23 protein-coding genes are annotated in these 21,589 nt (G+C 31.1%); all 23 read left to right on the forward strand.

The features are described from left to right. Positions 1 to 10: 10 nt before the first annotated feature. The 23 genes from dxs (at position 11) to BUB48_RS09110 (ending at position 21,528) form a co-directional block, all read left to right on the forward strand. Positions 11 to 1,897, forward strand: a complete 1,887-nt coding sequence (dxs, locus tag BUB48_RS09000; RefSeq protein ID WP_073025908.1) for a 1-deoxy-D-xylulose-5-phosphate synthase — start codon at positions 11 to 13, stop codon at positions 1,895 to 1,897. Continuing rightward, positions 1,884 to 2,702, forward strand: a complete 819-nt coding sequence (locus BUB48_RS09005; protein ID WP_073025909.1) for a TlyA family RNA methyltransferase — start codon at positions 1,884 to 1,886, stop codon at positions 2,700 to 2,702. The genes dxs and BUB48_RS09005 overlap by 14 nt, the downstream gene beginning before the upstream one ends. A 104-nt stretch (positions 2,703 to 2,806) precedes the next feature. Further along, on the forward strand, positions 2,807 to 3,679 hold the full coding sequence (locus BUB48_RS09010; protein WP_073025910.1) for an NAD(+)/NADH kinase: 873 nt from the start codon (positions 2,807 to 2,809) through the stop codon (positions 3,677 to 3,679). Positions 3,680 to 3,695: 16 nt separating this feature from the next. Beyond that, positions 3,696 to 4,145 (forward strand): arginine repressor, encoded by a 450-nt coding sequence (locus tag BUB48_RS09015; RefSeq protein ID WP_073025911.1) that lies wholly within the window; start codon positions 3,696 to 3,698, stop codon positions 4,143 to 4,145. Between the two features lie 9 nt (positions 4,146 to 4,154). Further along, positions 4,155 to 5,849: a DNA repair protein RecN gene (gene recN, locus BUB48_RS09020; protein ID WP_073025912.1), complete on the forward strand. Its 1,695-nt coding sequence runs from the start codon at positions 4,155 to 4,157 to the stop codon at positions 5,847 to 5,849. A 137-nt stretch (positions 5,850 to 5,986) separates the two neighbouring features. Beyond that, positions 5,987 to 7,150 (forward strand): SpoIVB peptidase, encoded by a 1,164-nt coding sequence (spoIVB, locus tag BUB48_RS09025; RefSeq protein ID WP_139249950.1) that lies wholly within the window; start codon positions 5,987 to 5,989, stop codon positions 7,148 to 7,150. 188 nt (positions 7,151 to 7,338) lie between these two features. Continuing rightward, the gene (spo0A, locus tag BUB48_RS09030) at positions 7,339 to 8,148 is read left to right on the forward strand and encodes a sporulation transcription factor Spo0A (RefSeq protein WP_073025914.1); all 810 of its coding nucleotides are present in this window, start codon (positions 7,339 to 7,341) and stop codon (positions 8,146 to 8,148) included. A gap of 355 nt (positions 8,149 to 8,503) precedes the next feature. Next, complete coding sequence (locus BUB48_RS09035) at positions 8,504 to 9,031, forward strand: NUDIX hydrolase (protein ID WP_073025915.1); 528 nt, start codon at positions 8,504 to 8,506, stop codon at positions 9,029 to 9,031. Between the two features lie 70 nt (positions 9,032 to 9,101). Next, positions 9,102 to 9,734, forward strand: coding sequence for a stage II sporulation protein M (gene spoIIM, locus BUB48_RS19125; protein ID WP_073025916.1), 633 nt, complete (start codon positions 9,102 to 9,104; stop codon positions 9,732 to 9,734). A 97-nt stretch (positions 9,735 to 9,831) separates the two neighbouring features. Further along, positions 9,832 to 10,713, forward strand: coding sequence for a site-specific tyrosine recombinase XerD (gene xerD / locus BUB48_RS09045; protein ID WP_139249951.1), 882 nt, complete (start codon positions 9,832 to 9,834; stop codon positions 10,711 to 10,713). A gap of 40 nt (positions 10,714 to 10,753) precedes the next feature. After that, positions 10,754 to 11,929, forward strand: coding sequence for a phosphopentomutase (locus BUB48_RS09050; protein ID WP_073025968.1), 1,176 nt, complete (start codon positions 10,754 to 10,756; stop codon positions 11,927 to 11,929). A 6-nt stretch (positions 11,930 to 11,935) separates the two neighbouring features. Further along, complete coding sequence (locus tag BUB48_RS09055) at positions 11,936 to 12,754, forward strand: purine-nucleoside phosphorylase (RefSeq protein ID WP_073025917.1); 819 nt, start codon at positions 11,936 to 11,938, stop codon at positions 12,752 to 12,754. An 11-nt stretch (positions 12,755 to 12,765) separates the two neighbouring features. Continuing rightward, positions 12,766 to 13,602 carry a purine-nucleoside phosphorylase gene (locus BUB48_RS09060; RefSeq protein WP_073025918.1) on the forward strand — a complete coding sequence of 279 codons (837 nt, stop codon included), beginning with the start codon at positions 12,766 to 12,768 and terminating at the stop codon, positions 13,600 to 13,602. Beyond that, a complete protein-coding gene (locus tag BUB48_RS09065) occupies positions 13,589 to 14,890 on the forward strand; it encodes a pyrimidine-nucleoside phosphorylase (protein WP_073025919.1) in 1,302 nt (433 codons plus the stop codon). Before BUB48_RS09060 ends, BUB48_RS09065 begins: the two co-directional genes overlap by 14 nt. 84 nt (positions 14,891 to 14,974) lie before the next feature. After that, positions 14,975 to 16,141 (forward strand): D-alanyl-D-alanine carboxypeptidase family protein, encoded by a 1,167-nt coding sequence (locus BUB48_RS09070; protein WP_073025920.1) that lies wholly within the window; start codon positions 14,975 to 14,977, stop codon positions 16,139 to 16,141. A gap of 251 nt (positions 16,142 to 16,392) precedes the next feature. Continuing rightward, positions 16,393 to 17,019 (forward strand): site-2 protease family protein, encoded by a 627-nt coding sequence (locus BUB48_RS09075; protein WP_242944190.1) that lies wholly within the window; start codon positions 16,393 to 16,395, stop codon positions 17,017 to 17,019. A 24-nt stretch (positions 17,020 to 17,043) separates the two neighbouring features. Further along, positions 17,044 to 17,763 (forward strand): segregation and condensation protein A, encoded by a 720-nt coding sequence (locus BUB48_RS09080; protein WP_073025921.1) that lies wholly within the window; start codon positions 17,044 to 17,046, stop codon positions 17,761 to 17,763. A gap of 3 nt (positions 17,764 to 17,766) precedes the next feature. Further along, positions 17,767 to 18,282 (forward strand): SMC-Scp complex subunit ScpB, encoded by a 516-nt coding sequence (scpB, locus tag BUB48_RS09085; RefSeq protein WP_073025922.1) that lies wholly within the window; start codon positions 17,767 to 17,769, stop codon positions 18,280 to 18,282. Positions 18,283 to 18,363: 81 nt separating this feature from the next. Beyond that, on the forward strand, positions 18,364 to 19,047 hold the full coding sequence (locus tag BUB48_RS09090) for a DUF2953 domain-containing protein (protein WP_073025923.1): 684 nt from the start codon (positions 18,364 to 18,366) through the stop codon (positions 19,045 to 19,047). Then, entirely contained in the window at positions 18,998 to 19,369 is a 372-nt protein-coding gene (ytfJ, locus tag BUB48_RS09095; protein ID WP_073025924.1) for a GerW family sporulation protein, read from the forward strand. The genes BUB48_RS09090 and ytfJ overlap by 50 nt, the downstream gene beginning before the upstream one ends. Positions 19,370 to 19,475: 106 nt before the next feature. Further along, positions 19,476 to 19,874, forward strand: a complete 399-nt coding sequence (locus BUB48_RS09100; RefSeq protein WP_073025925.1) for a nucleoside triphosphate pyrophosphohydrolase family protein — start codon at positions 19,476 to 19,478, stop codon at positions 19,872 to 19,874. A gap of 75 nt (positions 19,875 to 19,949) precedes the next feature. Then, positions 19,950 to 21,071, forward strand: a complete 1,122-nt coding sequence (locus BUB48_RS09105) for a D-alanyl-D-alanine carboxypeptidase family protein (protein ID WP_073025926.1) — start codon at positions 19,950 to 19,952, stop codon at positions 21,069 to 21,071. Between the two features lie 22 nt (positions 21,072 to 21,093). Continuing rightward, positions 21,094 to 21,528, forward strand: coding sequence for a GNAT family N-acetyltransferase (locus BUB48_RS09110; protein WP_073025927.1), 435 nt, complete (start codon positions 21,094 to 21,096; stop codon positions 21,526 to 21,528). Positions 21,529 to 21,589 lie beyond the last annotated feature (61 nt).

The raw sequence follows: 21,589 nt of genomic DNA on the forward strand, positions 1-21,589 counted from the left end.
AGGTTTAACAATGTACAAACACTTAGACAAAATCAATAGTCCAGAGGATGTTAAAAAACTTAATTATAAAGAATTGGATGAACTTTGCACAGAGATAAGGAACTATATCATTGAAGTTGTTTCAAAAAACGGAGGGCATCTTGCCTCTAATTTAGGTGTTATAGAATTAACTCTAGCTTTACATAGAGTTTTTGATTCCCCAAAAGATAAGATTATATGGGATGTTGGGCATCAATGTTATGTTCATAAAATTATTACAGGCAGAAGAGAAAGTTTTAAGACTCTAAGAAGCTTTGGCGGCATCAGCGGATTTCCCAAAACATCCGAAAGTCCCCATGATATCTTTAACACAGGACACAGCAGCACTTCCATATCCGCAGCATTGGGTATGGCAAAAGCTAGGGATTTAAAAGGAGAAGATTATTCGATAGTTGCAGTAATAGGCGATGGCTCTTTAGGTGGTGGAATGGCATTAGAAGCATTAAATAATGTCTCTCACCTTAATACAAATATTATTTTAATATTAAATGATAATGAAATGTCAATTTCTAAAAATGTAGGTGGTCTTAGTACTTATCTGGGAAGATTAAGGACTGGTAAAATATATTTTAAATTTAAAAATGAATTGGAATTTATTTTAAATAAAATTCCTATTATAGGTAAAAATCTATATAAAATAGCAGCAAAATGCCGCGATTGGTTTAAATATCTAGTAGTAAAGGGAATAATGTTTGAAGAACTTGGATTTAAATATCTAGGTCCTATAGATGGGCATGATATAAAGACTATGGAAAAAATTATATCCAGAGCAAAAAATTACAAGAAACATCCCGTTTTAATCCATGTTATAACAAAAAAAGGAAATGGATATAAAATCGCAGAAGATAAACCTGAAAAATATCATGGAGTTGGACCGTTTCTTGTTGAAACAGGTGAATCACTGAGCAAGAATAACGGCAAGTCCTATTCTTCAGTTTTTGGTGATAAACTTATTAAACTGGCACAAGAAGATAAAAGAATCGTAGCAATTACAGCTGCTATGCCCGAAGGAACAGGACTAAGCAAATTTGCAGAAAAATTTAAGGATAGATTCTTTGATGTAGGCATTGCAGAACAACATGCTGTAACATTTTCAGCTGGATTGGCAAAGAACGGCTTCAAACCTATTTTTGCTGTATATTCTACTTTCCTACAAAGAGCATACGACCAAGTACTTCATGATATTTGCCTTCAAAACCTGCCTGTTATATTTGCCATTGATAGGGCTGGGCTTGTTGGTCAAGATGGAGAAACCCATCAGGGTGTATATGATATCTCTTATTTAAGAAGTATGCCCAACATCACAATTATGAGCCCAAAATCTGGTTCCGAACTAGAAAAAATGCTAGAATTTGCACTTCATATAGAAGGCCCGGTTGCTATTAGATATCCAAGAGGAGAGGCACCATATTATGATTTTCAAGACAGTCCTATAGAATATGGAAAAGGTGAAGTATTATTTAATGGAAAACATGGGATAATGATTGCTGAAGGAACCATGATAGGTAGTGCAATTGAAATATGTGAAATCTTAAAAAAAGCAAATATTTATATGACTTTGGTAAATATTAGGTTTATTAAACCAATAGACAAAAATTTGCTTGATGAATTAGCTTCCAAATCATTACCTATGTATACTTTGGAAGACAATGTATATGAGGGAGGTCTTGGAAGCAGTATACTAGAATACTATTCTAAAAATAATAAGAAAGTGGATTTAAAAATATTTGCACATGAAAACGGCATAATAACCCATGGCTCAATAAGTGAGTTATTGAAATTAGAAAGACTGGACACGGAAAGCATATGCAATATAATACTTTCAGATATTAAGGTGGATAAAAATGACTCAAAATAAAAAAAGATTAGATATACTGCTTACAGAAAAAGGGCTAGTTGAAAGCAGAGAAAAAGCCCGGGCAATTATTATGTCCGGGATTGTTTATGTTGATGAAAAAAAAGTAGATAAACCAGGAACTAAAGTTGATGCAGAATCAAGTATTGAAATTAGAGGAAATACTTTGCCTTATGTAAGCCGAGGTGGTTTAAAGCTTGCAAAGGCTATGGAATTTTTTAATATTGATCTTCACGGCATGATTGCTGCAGATATTGGAGCTTCAACCGGTGGTTTTACAGATTGCATGCTTCAGAATGGCGCAATGAAAGTATATGCTATTGATGTAGGATATGGACAACTGGCCTGGAAACTACGAAATGATAATAGAGTAATTGTCATGGAAAGAACTAATATAAGGTATGTAACTCCAGACATGGTTCCGGATAGATTAGATTTTGCTTCTATAGATGTATCATTCATATCCTTGAAAAAAGTTTTACCGGCTGTATTATTGCTATTAAAAGAAAGTTCAAGGCTTGTTTGCCTTATAAAACCACAGTTTGAAGCAGGAAAAGAAAATGTCGGTAAAAAAGGAGTAGTAAGAGACAAAAATGTGCATATCCAGGTTATTACTGATATATGTGATTTCTGCCAAATGGAACTTAAGCTTAAAGTAGGTGGACTAACATATTCCCCCATAAAAGGCCCTGAAGGAAATATAGAATATTTGATTTTACTAGTAAAAAGCTCAGAGTCCTTTATAATGAACGAATTAAATGATGAAATAAAAAGAGTTGTTATGGAAGCTCATGAATATTTTAAATAGTTTATGAAAAAATATGGATATATTTTCAAAATTAATGTAAAATTATATATATACATTTGATGTATATAAAATATATAATAATTGGTATAGGACGGTGTTGGTTTTTGTCAAAAATAGGTATTATACCAAATCTAAGTAAAGATAGTAATTTAAGCCTTACAGAAAAAATTACAAATTGGCTTTTAGATAATAAACAAGATGTATTATTAAACACAGGCATCGCATTAAGAATAGGTAAGCCAGATTTAGGTTTTAATAACGAAGATATTTTTATTAATAGTGATTTTATAATTGTATTAGGAGGAGATGGTACCCTTCTAAACATTGCCAGACAATCAGCATATTATAATGTTCCTCTCTTTGGAATTAATTTAGGTCATCTTGGTTTTCTCACTGAAGTGGAAGCTGAGGATATGTTCCCAGCATTTGAGAAGTTAATAGCTGGAGAATATGAAATAGAAAAAAGAATGATGCTGGAAGCCACTGTAGAAACAGATAACATACAAATGGAAAAATCAATCGCTTTAAACGATATCGGAATAACCAAAGGGCCTTTTTCTAGGATTATTAGGATGGGCATATACATAAATGATGATTTTGTAGATTTGTATTCTGCTGACGGGGTAGTAGTATCAAGTCCAACTGGTTCAACGGCTTATTCGTTATCTGCTGGAGGACCTATTGTAAGTCCTGATGTTAAAGTAATGATAATTACACCAATATGCCCACATATCCTTCATTCCAGATCCATTGTAGTGTCTCATGAAGATATTGTAAAGATTGAGGTTTGCCAAAATAATACTGAAGTTATGCTTACTGTTGATGGTCAGCAAGGCTATAAACTAAAAGCAGGTGACATTGTAACTATAAGACAAGCTCAATGTTATACAAGTCTGGTTAAACTAAAAGACAGAAGTTTTTATCAAGTATTAAGGAAAAAAATATCTGAACGATGGGAGTCAAACTTAAAATTATAATAATGGAGGGAACTAAATGAAAATTTCCAGACATGCAAAGATACTTGAGATTATTGAAGACAATATAATCGAGACTCAAGAAGAATTAGCCGAAATGCTGAAAAAATCAGGCATAAATGTAACTCAAGCTACTGTATCAAGAGACATAAAAGAATTAAGACTTATTAAAGTACTTACCGAAGATGGAAGATATAAATATGCCGCAATGAAAGAACAAGATAGTATGCTAAATGAAAGACTTTATAAAGTATTTGCAGAGACAGTTTTAAGTTTGGACTATTCTGGAAATATAATTGTAATTAAGACTTTTTCAGGAGCAGCAAATGCAGCAGCAGAAGCTTTGGACGCTTTTGATATAAAAGAAGTAGTAGGCACTGTTGCAGGTGATAATACCATATTTGTACTTGTGAGAAATGAGGAAAGCGTTATTCCTGTTATGGAAAGATTCAAAAAATTAATGAAATAGGTGAAGTAAATGCTGCAGGAATTGTTTATAAAAAATTATATTATTTTTAACGAAGAACGAGTAGTTTTCACCGAAGGCTTTAATGTAATTACCGGAGAAACTGGATCAGGAAAATCTGTAATAATTGATGCCATAGAAGTGCTATGCGGGGGTAAATTCAGCAAAGATGATATAAAAACTGGCGCTGATAAAGCAATTATACAAGGACTTTTTATCATCCCCAATAATTTATCTGATATTAATGAAAGGCTTTTGAATATAGGGGTTAGTCCAGAAGAAGATAAAACATTATTAATACAAAGAGAAATCACATCAACGGGAAGATCTTTGTGTAGAATAAACGGACAAGCAGTCACTTTGACTATGCTGAAGTCTATCGCACCTTTATTGATTGATATTGTAGCACAAAATGAACATCAATTATTGTTTAAGCCAACTATGCATATAAAGTTTTTAGATAGCTTTGGCTCGGAAACATTTTTAAATAAACTAAATGAGCTTTCGGTTATAGTAGATGATATTTTGAACTTGGAGGATAAACTGCAGCAATTATATGGCACTAGCCAAGAAAGAGAAAGAAAGCTTGATTTATTAAAATATCAAATAGATGAAATTAACAATGCAAGTTTAAATACAGGAGAATACGAAAAGCTTATCAATAGAAAAAAAATATTGAATAATAGTGAAAAATTGCTAAATACCATCTCTTCTGTATATGGTGATTTGTTTCATGGTTATGGAGGTAGCAAATCTGTATTAGATATTCTTGGTAACTCATTACAATCATTAGAAGATCTAACTAGAGTTGATGAAAAACTAATTGATTTAAAAGACCACATAGCTGAAATATATTATAAGCTGGAAGATTTAAAAAATCCCATCAGACAGTATAAAGATAATATAGAGTTTAATAGTGGAGAAATAGAGGCAATAGAAGAAAGATTAGAACTAATAGATAAGTTAATGCGGAAATATGGTACCACAATAGATAAAATAATTGAGTATAGAAACGAAGCAATAATTGAATATAATAACCTATTAAACAATGATAAAATAGTAAAGGAATACGAGAATAAAATAAGTCTACTAAAAGAAAAATATTTTGAAACAGCTTGTGAAATTTCTAATATAAGACAAGAATTGGCAAGGATGCTTGAAAACAAAGTTGAAAAAGAGCTTAAAGATCTTAATATGGTTGGAGCAAGATTCATTGTAGATTTGAAAAATAATCCAGAAAGGATTAGCAAAGAAGGGATTGATAGAATTGAGTTCATGCTTTCAGCTAATCCTGGAGAACCAGAGAAGCCGCTGATAAAAGTAGCATCAGGTGGAGAAGTTTCAAGGGTTATGTTAGCAATTAAATCTGTACTATCTGAGTATCAGAATAACGATATTATTATATTTGATGAAATTGATGCAGGAATTGGCGGTCATACAGCCAATATTGTAGGTGAAAAACTCTATAATATTTCAAAAAGAATTCAAACAATATGCATAACCCATCTACCTCAAATAGCTTGCTTTGCAGATAACCATATATGTGTAAGAAAACATATTGAAGGCAATAAAACCTACTCCGAAATAACTAGTTTGAATGATGATGAAAGAATATCTGAAATTGTTAAAATGATTGCTTTTGATGATGATTTAGATTTTTCAATAAACATGGCAAAAGAGTTATTAAATAGCAAAAAGGCTTTATAAAAGCCTTTTTTTAATACAAGCTTATAATTCCATGTCAATTATTTAATAGAATAATGGGACTATGAAATAGGAAAATTAAATTTAGAGAAAGAAATTTGAAGGGCGAATTCTTCTGGGGAAACAGGAGAGTGAAGCTTTTGCAAAGATTTGAAAAAAACAACATTTGGAGGAGTATAATATCCTTTTTTATTTTATGTCTGATTTTGGTAGCATCTTCATTAATGACAGATTTATCTCATGACATATATTTAACCCAGGAAGATTTAAACATTTTTAGCTTTTTATCTAAGAAAAGCATTATAACAAAAACAATACCTAATGTCGAAGTGGTTCCATCCGGTGAATCTATTGGGGTTAAAATTGAATCAAAAGGAATTTTAGTTGTGGGTTTATCAACAATAATAGACATAAATGGTAAAAAAGTTTCTCCTGCTGCAGACAGCGGTTTTGCAGTCGGGGATAAAATACTAAAAATAAATGGTATAAATATTGAAAATGAACAAGATATAATAGAAATCATTAATAATGAGGAAAATAAAGGGAAAAAATTGAAAGTATCCATTGAAAGAAAAGGTAAACCTTTGGAACTATCAATAAAACCAGTTCAAAGTAATGAAGATAAATTATACAAAATGGGCTTATGGGTTAGAGACAATATTGCAGGTGTTGGAACAATGACTTTTTATGATCTTAAGACAATGGAATTTGCAGCTTTAGGTCATGGTATTACAGATATTGATTCAGGGGTGCTTATTGATGTTGATAAAGGCAGCATCATGAAATCTAAAGTAATAAGTATACAGAAAGCAAAAAAATCTGCTCCTGGCGAAATAGTTGGATTATTTAATGAAAGCAAAGGAACATATGGATTCATCTCAAAAAATACACCATTTGGAATATACGGAACATTAGAGAAAAATGCAATTGATAAAAGAAGGCCTTCAATGCCCGTAGCATTAAGTACACAAGTAAAAGAAGGACCTGCAAAAATTCTCACAACTGTAGATAATGATAAAGTTGAGGAGTTCGATATCGAGATTCAAAAAATATTTAGACAAAACAGCGCAAGCTCAAAAAGTATGATAATTAAAATTACAGATGAAAAGCTTATAGAAAAAACAGGCGGCATTGTGCAAGGAATGTCAGGAAGTCCTATAATTCAAAATGGAATGCTAGTAGGTGCAGTTACACATGTATTAATTAATGATCCTTTAAAAGGATATGGCATTTTTGCTGAGTGGATGCTTAAAGAAACAAATATAACACAATCATACAAATATACTAAAGCAGCCGGAGAGTAAAGTTATTTTTCTAAACGGTGTGAAAACACCGTTTTGCTTTAATTATAGTTAGCAAAATTTGTTGTTTTTTATACTAATTTACTGTCTCAATTTGTTTGAATTTTATGAACGATAATTGGTATTATATAGCAGGAAATGTTTTTACTCTGTCGAATAACTAATTAAACTACTAAAAAGGAGGAAAGTAAATGGACTTTAGCAAAATTAAAATACTAATTGCTGATGATAACAAAGATTTTTGCAGTATTTTAAGTGAATATTTAGAATTGCAAGATGACTTTGAAGTCGTTGGTACAGCTAAAGATGGTATAGAGGCGCTTGATCTAATAACATCTAAACAGCCAGATGTTGTAATATTAGATATTATAATGCCCCATCTTGATGGATTAGGTGTATTAGAAAAATTAAACAACATGAAATTAGAAAAAATACCTAAAATAATAATTCTTTCTGCTGTAGGTCAAGACAAAATAACACAAAAATCACTGGCATTAGGTGCAGAGTATTATGTAGTTAAGCCTTTTGACATGGATATATTCGCTAGAAGAATAAGAGAGTCCATGGGCTTAATATCCTCTAGTCCAGATAAAAAGGTATTGTTGCAATCATCATCCGTAATTAATACATCTTCTAATTCACCAGGTCAAGATTTAGAATCTGCAATAACAAGTATTATCCATGAAATTGGAGTTCCTGCTCATATAAAAGGTTACATATATTTAAGAGAAGCAATAACAATGGTTGTAAATAATATTGAATTGCTAAGTGCAGTCACTAAAGAATTATATCCATCAATCGCCAGAAAATATAATACTACTTCAAGTAGAGTTGAAAGAGCTATAAGACATGCAATAGAAGTAGCTTGGGGAAGAGGTAGAATAGATGTGATAAATAACCTCTTTGGCTATACTATACATAACGATAAAGGTAAACCCACTAATTCAGAGTTTATTGCAATGGTAGCTGACAAGTTAAGATTAGAAATGAAAATTGGTTGATTTCTAACATATACCCTTCGTAACATATATAAAGAAAGCTTCCTTATTATGTATTGCATCATTGGAAGCCTTTCTTTTTTCATTTTATCACTCTGAGCTATTATTGTATTTATTTATAACAATAATAGTTAAATCCATTATTAGATCCATTTATACATTTTCTCTGGTCAGGTATTCTTTTAATGAAGCATTTTTTTTAGCAATATCATTAAGTATATATATAAGATCTGAAAATTTACCTATAAAGTAAAAACTTTTATTAGTAAAAATTTTAATCATATATTATATACCTCCTCAATTAATGTTAAAATATTATATGTCATCAATCTAAAATAATTCCTAATGGAGGTGTAAAATGAATACATATGAAAAAACTATTAAAAACAAGAACATATACACTGGAAAAGTAGTTACGTTAGATATTGAAACTGTAATTTTACCAAATGATAAGATTGCTGAAAGAGAAATAGTGAGACACCCCGGAGCTGTAGCAATCTTACCAATTGATAACTCAGGAAATATATATTTCGTAAAGCAATACAGGAAAGCTATAGATAGTGAACTTATAGAAATTCCTGCTGGCAAACTGGAAGCAGGAGAAGAACCAATAGAATGCGCATTAAGAGAACTTCAAGAAGAAGTTGGATATACATCAAATAAACTTACATATATTACTAGAATATTCACTTCACCTGGGTTTGCTGATGAGAAAATATATATTTTTAAAGCAGAAGATCTTAGAAAGAGCAAACTCAATAAAGATGACGATGAGTTTATCAATATATATAAATATAAGGTTGATGAGGCCTTTGAAATGATAAAAAATGGTGAAATAACTGATGCAAAAACTATAATAGCCATGTTAACCATCTTTAAACTATAAAGAATATTATCTATACCTCAGGCATATATTTTAATGAAATGTGGACAAATGTCTGAGGAGGATGGTAGATATGTTCAGCAGATTAAATTATTCAATCCTTAAAAACATACGAGAAAACAGATTATTCTACTTAGGTTTCATAATTGTGTTTTCATTGGGGATAAGCTTTGGAGCATATTGGGTAAATAATCTTACTTTAGAATCGAAAGATCTGCTGATTAAATATCTAAATGGGTTCTTTGCTCTTATACCCGCTAATACATTAAGTAGTTTTAGTATTTTGAAAGCTTCATTAGCAAATAATATGTTATCTATTATATTACTATTAGTATTTGGTCTTACATACTTAGGTATTGCTTTCTCACCCCTTTATGCTATATTTAAAGGTTTCTGCTTTGGATTTTCCATAGCGTTCTTAGTAAGAGGTTTCGGTAAAAAAGGATTGATTTTTTCCATCGCTTCTTTATTGCCTCATTGTATAATTTCGATTCCTGGCACAATATTCTTATGCACAATTTCACTTCAATATAGCCTATACATACTAAAGTCAAGAAGTGAAATAAGATATGAGAAAAAAAGCCAAAACTTAATCAATTATCTATTTTTGTTTATGCTAGGATCAATGATGATAATATTATCAATTGTAATAGAGTCATACATAACTCCTGTTTTTATTAGAGGAATTTCCTCTTTTTTAATATAAAATTGTGTTTGTAGTGTAGTAAATTTTGCATACTATGGAGGATTTTTTTGTTTTATGTTGAATATGTAAAAAGATAATTAAAAAAGGGGATAAAGCTATGACATATATGGAAACCTTTTCTGATTATTTAAGTAATGAAAAAAAGCTTAGTCAGAATACATTAGAATCATATATTAGAGATGTAAAAATGTTTTGCTCATATTTAGAAAATCGTAAGCAACCTATTAATAGTGTTACAAAAACAATAATAATATCATATCTTATATTTTTACAAAAAGAAGGGAAGACTACATCTACAATATCAAGACATTTAGCTTCTTTAAGATGTTTTTTCAATTTTTTGGTTAACAATAGGTTTATTGATAATAATCCTACACTAGAGCTGGAATCCCCTAAGGTTGAGAAAAAATTACCTTCTGTACTGACTAAGAAAGAAGTTGAAAAGTTGCTAGAGCAACCCGATCCTTCAGATGTTAAAGGTGTAAGAGATAAAGCCATGTTAGAGTTATTATATGCAACTGGCATTAGAGTTACAGAATTAATTTCATTGAATGTGGAAGATATAGATCTGGATAATGGCCTTTTGGTTTGCAATGGAGTAAATGGTAAAAATAGAACAATTCCAGTAGGTACATATTGTCTAAAGTATATAAAGCTTTACCTAAATGAGTATCGAGCTGAGTTAAATCCTAGAGAAGATGAAAAAGCTCTTTTTCTCAACTTGCATGGTGGAAGAATGACAAGGCAGGGCTTTTGGAAAATAGTAAAACACTATACACAAAAAGCAAACATATGCAAATCAATTACGCCCCATACATTAAGACACTCTTTTGCTGTACATTTAATAGAAAACGGTGCAGATTTGCAATCATTACAAGAAATGTTAGGACATTCAGATATATCTACTACTCAAATATATAGCAAAATCAACAATACTAGAATAAGAGAAGTCTATAACAGGACACATCCAAGGGCTTAAAGCCCTTTAGTTTTTATTATAGCTGGGAGGAATAATATTGATAAACAGAGTAGTTTTGATAGTGTTGGACAGTCTAGGCATTGGATATTTACCAGACGCTTATAAATATGGCGATGAAGGTAGTGATACTCTAGGCAATATAGCAAAATATCATAGTAATTTTCGCATCGATAACTTGGTAGAATTAGGCATAGGAAATATAGATGGCATAAGTAAATATGTAAAAAAATCAAGTAATCCAAAAGGTGCATATGGAAGAGCTGAAGAAGCTTCCTATGGCAAGGATACAACAACTGGACATTGGGAAATAGCTGGTTTGAAGTTAACAGAACCTTTCCCAACATTTCCTAATGCTTTTCCTGATGAACTCATAAAAAAAATAGAAGATGCCATTGATGTAAAAACTATTGGTAATGAAGTTGCTTCAGGCACTGAGATCATAAATAGACTTGGTGATCTACATGTAAAAACAGGAAAACCTATTATATATACGTCTGCGGATAGTGTGTTGCAGATAGCAGCACATGAAGACGTCATAAAATTGGAAAAGCTTTATGAAATATGCGGTATCGTAAGGGATATAATGAAAGGTCCTTATGGAGTTGGCAGAATTATAGCCAGGCCATTTGTAGGTAAATCAGGAGAATATAAACGTACACCTAATAGAAAAGATTTTTCTTTAAAACCAATAGGGAAAACAATGCTTGACTATATAAAAGAATGTAATATGGATGTAATAGCAGTTGGTAAAATAGAAAATATTTTTGCTTCTCAAGGAATAACTCATTCTGCCCATACAGAAAGTAATTTGGATGGCATAAACAAGACCATACAATTCATAAATGAGAATAACAAAGGTTTAATATTTACTAATCTAGTTGATTTCGATATGCTATATGGCCATAGAAATGATGTTGAAGGATATGGTGATGCCATTATGGAGTTTGATAGAATGTTACCAAATATAATTAGTACTTTAAAGGATGAAGATATATTAATAATAACTGCAGATCATGGTTGCGATCCATCTACTCCAAGTACAGATCACTCAAGAGAGTATGTGCCTATTCTTATCTATGGCAGAAACATCAAAAACAACGTAAATATTGGAACAAGAAATTGTTTTTGCGATTTAGGGGCAACAATACTAGATATATTAAATATAAAAGGCAATATTGAAGGTCTATCTTTCAAATCCTTAATAATAAAGGAGTGACATATGATGGAATTAGATAAAAAGATTTTAGAAGCTAAAAAATATATAGAAAACTATTTAGATGAAAAACCTGATATCTGTCTTATTTTAGGTTCCGGATTAGGTGTGTTAGGTGAAAAGGCAGAAAATCAAAAAATTGTTGATTATAGCAACATTCCCCATTTCCCTGTTTCTACCATAGAAGGACATAAGAGCAGATTTGTTTTTGGTCGAATAAATAATATAAAAGTAGCAATTATGCAAGGAAGATTCCATTTTTATGAAGGATATAGCATGAAAGAAACTGCTTTTCCAGTATGGGTTATGAAATCACTAGGAGTAAATAAGCTAATTGTAACCAACGCAGCTGGAGGAATAAACACAAGCTATAGACCGGGAGATCTGATGTTGATTAAAGACCATATTAATTTTATGTTCACTAATCCACTTATTGGCCCTAATCTAAACAGCATAGGAACAAGATTTCCTGATATGTCAAATGCATATTCATATCGAATGAGGGAAATAGTTAAAAATGTTTCTGATAAATTAAACATACCCATTAAAGAAGGAGTCTATGCATCTATGACTGGTCCTTCCTATGAAACACCTGCTGAAATAAGAATGCTTAGGATTTTGGGAGCGGATGCAGTTGGAATGTCGACTGTACCAGAAGTAATTGCAGCTAATCATGCAGAGATGGAAGTAATAGGCATATCGTGCATTACTAATATGGCAGCTGGTGTATTGGATAAACCTTTAAATCACCAAGAAGTTATAAAAACAGCCGAAGAAGTAAAAGAAAAATTTATTAAACTGGTAACAGGGATAATAAGTGAAATATAGGAGGAGTTTTAATGAGTTATATAAATAGAATAGAAAGAGCTTATGAATATATAAATAATCTTATCCCATGTAAGCCTGATATAGGTATCGTGCTTGGAAGTGGATTAGGTACTTTAGCTGATTATATCGAAAACAGAGTAATTATAGACTACAACAATATACCTGACTTTCCAATATCAACCGTAGAAGGACATGAAGGTCGATTCATATTTGGTGATCTTGAAGGAAAGAAAGTACTGGCAATGCAAGGCCGCTTTCATTATTATGAGGGATACAGCATGAAAGATATAACTTTGCCTATCAGAATTATGAAAAAGTTGGGCATAGGCATTCTGATTCTTAGCAATGCATGTGGAGCCCTCAATAAATCATTTAAGCCAGGAGATCTTATGATAATTAAAGATCATATTAATCTATTGGGAGATAATCCTCTAATAGGAGAAAATCTTTCAGAGTTTGGACCTAGATTCCCTGATATGTCTCAGACATACGATGCTAACTTAATCAAAGTATGTAAAAGTGCAGCTGAAAAGTTGGGTATTACACTACAAGAAGGTGTTTATACTGCAGTAAGCGGACCTAACTATGAAACAAAAGCAGAACTCAATATGTTGATTGTTATTGGTTCAGATGCTGTAGGAATGTCAACAGTACCTGAAGCTATTGTAGCAAAACATTGTAACATGAAAATACTAGGTCTTTCTTGCATAACTGACATGGCTTTGCCTGATGAACTAGTCCCTCTTACCCATGAAGAAGTTGTAAGAGTGGCAGAATTAGCAAAACCTCGTTTTGTTAGCTTGGTAAAGGAATTCATCAAAGAGGTGACACCTAGTGAGAGCCTATGATATTATTCTAAAAAAGAGAAATGGTCATGAGCTAACTGAAGAAGAAATTAATTTCTTCATAAAAGGTATAATGGACGGAAGCATTCCTGATTATCAAGCCTCAGCTTTATTGATGGCCATATATTTTAGAGGATTGAGCAAAAAAGAAACAGCACAGTTAACAATGTCTATGGTCAACTCGGGAGATGTTTTGGATTTATCCTCCATTGACGGTATAAAGGTTGATAAACATTCGACTGGAGGTGTTGGAGATAAAATCAGCCTTATTGTTATACCTTTAGTAGCTTCTGCAGGGGTTCCTGTAGCAAAAATATCAGGAAGAGGTCTAGGTCATACAGGTGGTACCATAGACAAACTTGAATCCATATCAGGTTTTAGTACTGATTTAAGCAAAGAAACCTTTTTCAACAATGTAAATACATATAAAATGGCCATAGCAGGCCAGACCGCAAATCTAACCCCTGCGGATAAGAAGTTATATGCTCTCAGAGATGTTACTGCAACAGTGGACAGCATACCTTTGATAGCTAGTTCTATAATGAGCAAAAAAATAGCTTCCGGAGCAGATTGCATAGTATTAGATGTAAAAGTAGGTTCAGGAGCATTTATGAAAAACATGGATGAAGCTATACAACTAGCTGAGACTATGGTAAAAATAGGTAAAGCATTAAATAAAAAAACCATCGCAATTGTTTCTGATATGGATCAACCACTGGGCCATGAGGTCGGAAATGCAAATGAAGTTAAAGAAGCGATAGATGTGCTAAAAGGTAATGGATCAGAAGATGAAACATGTGTTGCATTAACAATTGCTTCTTACATGACAGTATTAGGTGGAGCTTTCGATACATTCGATAAGGCATATACATATTTGGAAAAAGTCATATGTTCTGGTGAAGCAATTGATAATTTCAAAAAACTAATTTCCATACAAGGAGGAGACCCGAAAGTCGTAGACAATCCTCATATGTTGCCACAGGCAAAAAATCATATTGAAATTAAGTCAGATATGGATGGCTATATTAATTCAATAAACGCAGAAAATATTGGAGTAGCAGCAATGCTTCTGGGAGCAGGAAGAAGAAGGAAAAATGATCCTATAGATCATGCAGCAGGCATTACTTTGGTTAAAAAAGTAGGACAGCAAGTAAAAAAAGGCGATACAATTTGCATATTGCATACAAATATGAATAATTGGAATGATGCATATCATACTGCTAAAAATTCTTTTAAGATTGGGGATTATCAAGTAAAACAAACAAATTATATACATAAAATAATACAATAGTTAATTGTATTTCACATTATACATTGCGAATAACAATCCTCCTATAGGGAAATATAAGATTAAAAGACTATAGGAGGATTTGTTATGGTTAAATATAAGAAAATTATATCCATTATTAGTTTGATTATGATAATTATCATAATTAACCAACCTCTTCTGGTTAATGGTGACAATGAGATAACATTAAATTGTAAATCTGCATTGCTTATGGAAGCTTCTACTGGAGAAATAATATATGAAATGAACTCTCATGATAGACTTGAACCTGCCAGTGTTACAAAAATAATGACAATGTTACTTACAATGGAAGCACTTGATTCCGGCAGAATCACCCTAGATGATAAAGTTACAATAAGTAAAAAAGCTAGTAAAATGACAGGAACTTGCTTGTTATTAGAAGAGGGAGAAGTAAGAAGTGTAAATGAGTTGTTAACAGGTATTGCTGTTGAATCTGCAAATGATGCAAGTGTTGCCATAGCTGAATATATTGCTGGAAGTGAAGAAGAGTTTGTAAATATGATGAATAAAAAAGCTCAAGATATAGGAATGTCAGATACTCATTTTAAAAATCCTCATGGGCTACACGAAGAAGGTCATGTTACATCTGCTCACGACGTAGCAATTATGTCAAGAGAACTATTAAAGTATGAAAAGATATTTGATTATATATCCATATATATGACAAAAGTAACTGTAGGTAAAAAAAATAATGTGGTAAGAGAATTAGTGAATAAAAACAAAATGGTTAGGTTCTACGATGATGTTGATGGAATAAAAACTGGTTTTACAGAAAACGCAATGTATTGCATTTCTGCAACAGCGAAAAGAAATAATCTTAGATTTATAAGCGTTATAATGGGAGCTCCAAGTACAGGTTCAAGAAATAGCGATGCAAGAAAGCTATTAGATTACGGTTTCGCAAATTACTCTACATATACCATAGGGAAAAAAGGTGATGTCATTAAGACTATAGAAGTTTCAAAAGGAAATAAACCCTCAATTAACGCTATGTTTGAGCAAGATGTTAACATTTTAATTAAAAAAGGCGAAGAAAAACAGCTTGAAGCAAAATTAAACTTACCAGATAAAATATCTGCTCCTATAGCAAAAGGTGATAAACTTGGTTATGTTATTATCACCAAAAATGGAGAAACTATACAAAACATTCCCATTATATCTCAAGAAGATGTGCCAAAAGCAAGCTTTATTAACAACATTTTAAAAGCTTTAAAATACTGGATAGAAAATTAACTTTAACCATCTAATTATTTATAAAGGCTTCTTATGATACCTTCTAGCAATCAGAGAAGCCTTTGCTTATTTTATAACCTGTAATATTCTATAATCAAAACTTATCTATTAGATGAATAACAACTGGTATGTCATAGACATTACCAATTGTTATTCATAAGCACATATTAAATACTTCCAAAGGAAGCCTTTTTTATGTTATAATACCCAATATGAATGTTTGTGGATTAAGACCTAAAGGAGTGGTATTATTGCCTGATATAGGCTTTATGAGCATATTATATAGATTACCTGCTGTATTTATTGGTTTTTCATTTCACGAATTTGCACACGCACTGGTGGCATATTTACTGGGAGATGATACCGCCAGATCTAGAGGAAGATTAACTTTAGATCCAATGGCCCATATAGATCCATTGGGCATTATAATGTTAATCTTTTTCCGTTTTGGTTGGGCTAAACCGATCCCTGTTAATCCTTCAAACTTTAAAAACAGAAAAAAAGGAATGGTATTAGTTTCATTGGCAGGTCCAATTATGAATTTTATAATTGCTTTTGTTGCTTTGTTAACTTATGTCACATTGTACAATTTCTATGGTTATATAAGCAAAACCATAAGCATGATAATAATAAACATATATTTATTAAATCTTGGACTAGGTATATTTAATTTGATACCCCTTCCACCTTTAGATGGATCGAAAATATTATCAGGATTACTTCCTTTCAGACTTGAATATAAAATGTACCAATATGAGCAGCATTTAAACATTTTATTATTACTACTAATAGTTACCAATGGAATAAACTATCTGTTAAATCCTATGTTTATTGCTGCAGAGACAGTCTTATATCATTTAATCGATATTTTTTTATAAAATTTACTTTTGGTGGTAAAAAATATGTCTATAAATATAAAACTAGAGATATTTGAGGGTCCTTTTGAGTTGCTTTTTCATTTAATTGAAAAAGCAAAAGTAGATATTTATGATATACCCATAGCAGAAATTACAGATCAATACATAGAATATTTAAATATGATGAAAAGTCTTGATATTGATCTAGCAAGTGAATTCTTAGTTATGGCTGCAACTTTATTAGAAATTAAATCAAAGATGCTTCTTCCTAAAGCACCAAAAAATAATGAAGTAGAAGAAGATACCGATCCCAGAGAAGAATTAGTAAAAAAATTACTTGAATACAAAGCATTTAAAAAATTATCTTTAGTACTAAAAGAAAGGCTCAATATTAATGAAAAAGCATTATGTAAGGATTCTTCTCTAGCTGATGAAATTATTGACTCTTTTGCATTACCGGACAAGCTATCTATAGAACTATTAATAGATAAGTTCCAAACATTGATGAAAAGGAGAGAATCATATGACAACAGAAACTTTGGAAAAATATACCGAGATAATTTTACTGTAGAAGAAAAAATATCTCATATATTAAGTATTTTAGCTACTGCAGATATTTTATATTTTGACGATTTATTAATAAACTGCATAAGTAAACTGGAAGCTATAATGACTTTTCTTGCAATTTTAGAGTTAATAAAGAGAAGGAAAATTTATGTAGAGCAATCTGGTAATTTTGACAAAATAGTTGTTAGGAGAAGATAATCCATGGATATAAAAAAAATAAAAGCAACCATTGAGTGTCTTTTATTTGTTGCAGGAGATCCTGTTTCTTTAAAAGATCTTTCCAGCGTACTAGAAATAGATCAAGTAACATTAAAGAAAATTATCAATCAACTAAAGGATGATTATGAAGATGGCACAAGAGGTATAAAACTAGTTGAAATTAATGGTAGCTATCAATTATGCTCTAAACCTGAATTTTATGACTTTGTAGAAAAGTTATTAAAGCCTAAAGCAAAAACAGGATTATCTCAAGCTTCTTTAGAAACCCTTTCCATTATTGCATATAAACAACCTATAACTAAATCAGCTATAGACTTAATACGAGGTGTAAAAAGTGATGCCTGTATTACGAGATTACTAGAAAAAAATGTAATTAAAGAAGTGGGACGAATGGATGGTCCTGGCAGACCTATTTTGTATGGAACTACAGACACCTTTTTAAGGTTGTTTGGGTTAAAAAGTATTAATGAACTTCCTCCTCTTAAAGATTTTGAATAATCAATAATACGCACAAGCGTATTATTCTTTTATTTTTTGGCAAAATATTTCAAGAAATAAACAATTGCTGGAGGAATAATCTTGATTTTATTATGGATGATAATTGTCATCATATCTTTGTTTTTAATGATTTACCATTCACATCTAATAATAAATATCACATATAAAAAACTAAATAATGATGATATAGTTACTGTTCAGTTAACTGCCTTATATGGAGTCATTAAATATAAAATACAATTACCTTCATTGGATTTTATTAATAAAATAGACAGCTTTATTTTAAACTTAAAACTAAGATATAAAAGAAGAAGAGAAAAAAAGAAAAAAAAGCTTATTATTAAAAAATCTAAAACCATTGATTATCTTTTTCATACTTTAGAAAATTTGAATAAAAGATATAGGTATCATATAAAATTGTCAAAATACATGATAAAAAAAGTTTATATAAAGAATTTTTTATTAAAAATTGAATATGGTATAGAAGATGCCTATATAGCAGCTATTTGTCATGGACTTTTTTACATACTTATGACCAATTTCATAATCTTTATGCAGCAAAATATGAATTTACAAGTAAAAGCCATAGCACTAAAGCCAGTTTTTGATAAAGAAATACTGAACCTGGAATTCAATTGTATAATTGACATTAAGATAGGACATATTATTACTGCATTAAAAATGCTTATTAAAACTTCAAGAGGAAGTGAGATAGATGGAACAACCCATAGAAGGTCTTATGAAAACAACTCTAGAGAATATTAAAGATATGATTGATGTGAACACGGTAATTGGTGATCCTGTTGAAACTTCGGATGGAACAATTATTATACCTATATCAAAGCTCGGTTTTGCATTCTTATCTGGTGGAGGAGATGTTTTAGGAAATAACGAAGATACTTCAAAGTCATTTGCAGGAGGAAGTGGTGCAGGAGTAACTGTAAACCCTATTGGGTTCTTATCCATTACCAATGGACAAATTAGAATGATACCTGCAAACTATAATAACCCACTGGATCGGATAATTGATATGTTACCAAGGCTTATTGACAAAATAGAAAATCGTAAACGTAAAGATGAAATATAAATAATATTTATGCAAAATAGGGAGGTGTTATAATCCTCTCTTTTTTATGCTATAATGAAAAAAAGCATCCATGCCATAATATACCATAATTCATAAGGAGGGCAATATGGATTTAAAGAATGCAGTGGATTTAATCTGGGAAAATAGAAGATACTCAACAGATGATCCTAAGGAAATAATTAGCCATTTGAATGAAGAGGTAGCTGAATCTTTGAAGGCATTATTAAAAGGCGATATAGATAAAGCAAAAAGGGAATTAGAAGATGCCTTATCATGTTTATTTATAGCTCTCAAAGTTTTGGATGTTGATTTGGAAGAAGCTATTAAACATCAAGTTATACAAATGAAAAAAAGAGTGGGAAACGTAATGATTTTAAAAAATGATAAAGTAGAAATCTATGTCAATGGTATTCTAAAAGGCGGATGGTCAATCTGGGGAGATGATGACATAAAAGAAGCTGAAAAAATTGCCAAAGAATTCGGTTGTAAGATAATTAAGAGTTAAACATTGACATCTACGTTTAAAGTATTTTATGTGCCATTCTGTCAATAATAATTAAAAAAGTGATGGAGTGGTTAAATGATACTTAAACGAATCACTATATTTGTTTTGCTTATAATCTTTATATTTATGAATATATCATTTGTCAATGCTACAGACATTGAAGCTAAAGCTTATGTTCTAATGGATGTATCAACAGGTAGAGTATTGTATGCACACAATAGCTCACAAAAGCTGCCTATGGCTAGTACGACAAAAATAATGACAGTTTTATTGGCTATAGAAAGCGGAAGACTAGACGAAGTTGTGAAAATAAGCAGAAATGCATCGATACAAGAAGGCTCGTCTGTATACCTAAGAGTAGGCGAAAAGATAAAGCTTGAGGATTTGCTATATGCAATCATGCTAAGATCAGGCAATGATGCCTCCGTTGCAGTTGCCGAACACTTATGCGGAAGTGTAGATAAGTTTGCAGAATTAATGAATGAAAAAGCCCGTGCTATTGGAGCCTATAATACAAATTTCACAAATCCTCATGGATTGCCTGATGATAACCATTACACCACTGCTTACGATTTAGGCCTTATCACATGTTATGCTTTAAGAAATAAAAAGTTTGCCGAAATAGTAAGTACCAAAAAGAAAACTATACCTGGACCTGTAGGAGAGAACTGGAATCGAGTTTTAATAAACAAAAATAAGATGCTCTGGCAATTCACCGGTGGTGACGGCGTTAAGACAGGATTTACCAAAAAAGCAGGTAGATGTTTGGTAGCTTCAGCAACTCGTAATGATTGGCAATTAGTATCTGTAGTATTAAATTGTGGTGATATGTGGAATGCTTCATCAGAATTATTAGAGTATGGATTTAACAACTATAAGAAAGTTCAAATTGTAAATAAAGATGAGCCATATAAAGAAATATCAATTATTAAAGGTAAAAAAGAAAAAACAGAGATATATCCAAAAGATAACTTATATGCACCCTTAAAAATAGACAAAGAAAAAGTTGAAAATGTTATTATTAAAGATAGATTTACCGATAAAGTTAAAGCACCAATAACAGAAAATAGCAAGGCAGGAGAATTGGAAATATATATTGGAGACTTCTTTATAGGAAAAACGGACTTAATATATAAAGAGAACATTGAATCAACAAGTATTTTGCATCATATTAAGAAAATATTAAAATGGTTTTAATATTTCTTAGGGGGTCTTAATATTGATCAGTATTAGAAAGGCAGTAACTGAAGACATTGACAATATTATCGAATTTTTATCTGACATGGGCTTTAATCACAAAAATATATACACCAATAAAGATTATTTTGTTTATTATGATAATGACGTGTTATTAGGTTGTGGTATGGCCTTTTCCGAAGCTGAATATTGCATAATTGATAATATAATTGTAAATGAAATTTATCGTAGAAATAAAATAGGCACTGCTATAGCTAAAACAGTAATGAATTACTATGAACTAAAAGGAGCTAAAATAGCATTATGCTGTTTGCCCTGTGACAATTTTTGCAGATCTCTTAGATTTAATATAGCATCTTGGAATGATATACCATTATTAATAAGAAATATGCTTGATAAAGATACTAAAAAAATATATACCGTTTCACTTGAAGGGTATTTTAAGGATTGTTGCTAAATTTGAAACATTAAAATATTTAGCTTGAAAGTTTTTTATTTTTCATCATAATATTTATTAA

Source organism: Lutispora thermophila DSM 19022 (assembly GCF_900142105.1).
Lineage (GTDB): Bacteria > Bacillota > Clostridia > Lutisporales > Lutisporaceae > Lutispora > Lutispora thermophila.

Coding starts and splice junctions, on each gene's coding strand:
- dxs (WP_073025908.1), top strand. CDS start 11: ATGTACAAACACTTAGACAAAATCAATAGTCCAGAGGATGTTAAAAAA.
- BUB48_RS09005 (WP_073025909.1), top strand. CDS start 1,884: ATGACTCAAAATAAAAAAAGATTAGATATACTGCTTACAGAAAAAGGG.
- BUB48_RS09015 (WP_073025911.1), top strand. CDS start 3,696: ATGAAAATTTCCAGACATGCAAAGATACTTGAGATTATTGAAGACAAT.
- recN (WP_073025912.1), top strand. CDS start 4,155: ATGCTGCAGGAATTGTTTATAAAAAATTATATTATTTTTAACGAAGAA.
- spo0A (WP_073025914.1), top strand. CDS start 7,339: ATGGACTTTAGCAAAATTAAAATACTAATTGCTGATGATAACAAAGAT.
- BUB48_RS09035 (WP_073025915.1), top strand. CDS start 8,504: ATGAATACATATGAAAAAACTATTAAAAACAAGAACATATACACTGGA.
- spoIIM (WP_073025916.1), top strand. CDS start 9,102: ATGTTCAGCAGATTAAATTATTCAATCCTTAAAAACATACGAGAAAAC.
- xerD (WP_139249951.1), top strand. CDS start 9,832: ATGACATATATGGAAACCTTTTCTGATTATTTAAGTAATGAAAAAAAG.
- BUB48_RS09055 (WP_073025917.1), top strand. CDS start 11,936: ATGGAATTAGATAAAAAGATTTTAGAAGCTAAAAAATATATAGAAAAC.
- BUB48_RS09060 (WP_073025918.1), top strand. CDS start 12,766: ATGAGTTATATAAATAGAATAGAAAGAGCTTATGAATATATAAATAAT.
- BUB48_RS09070 (WP_073025920.1), top strand. CDS start 14,975: ATGGTTAAATATAAGAAAATTATATCCATTATTAGTTTGATTATGATA.
- BUB48_RS09080 (WP_073025921.1), top strand. CDS start 17,044: ATGTCTATAAATATAAAACTAGAGATATTTGAGGGTCCTTTTGAGTTG.
- scpB (WP_073025922.1), top strand. CDS start 17,767: ATGGATATAAAAAAAATAAAAGCAACCATTGAGTGTCTTTTATTTGTT.
- ytfJ (WP_073025924.1), top strand. CDS start 18,998: ATGGAACAACCCATAGAAGGTCTTATGAAAACAACTCTAGAGAATATT.
- BUB48_RS09100 (WP_073025925.1), top strand. CDS start 19,476: ATGGATTTAAAGAATGCAGTGGATTTAATCTGGGAAAATAGAAGATAC.
- BUB48_RS09105 (WP_073025926.1), top strand. CDS start 19,950: ATGATACTTAAACGAATCACTATATTTGTTTTGCTTATAATCTTTATA.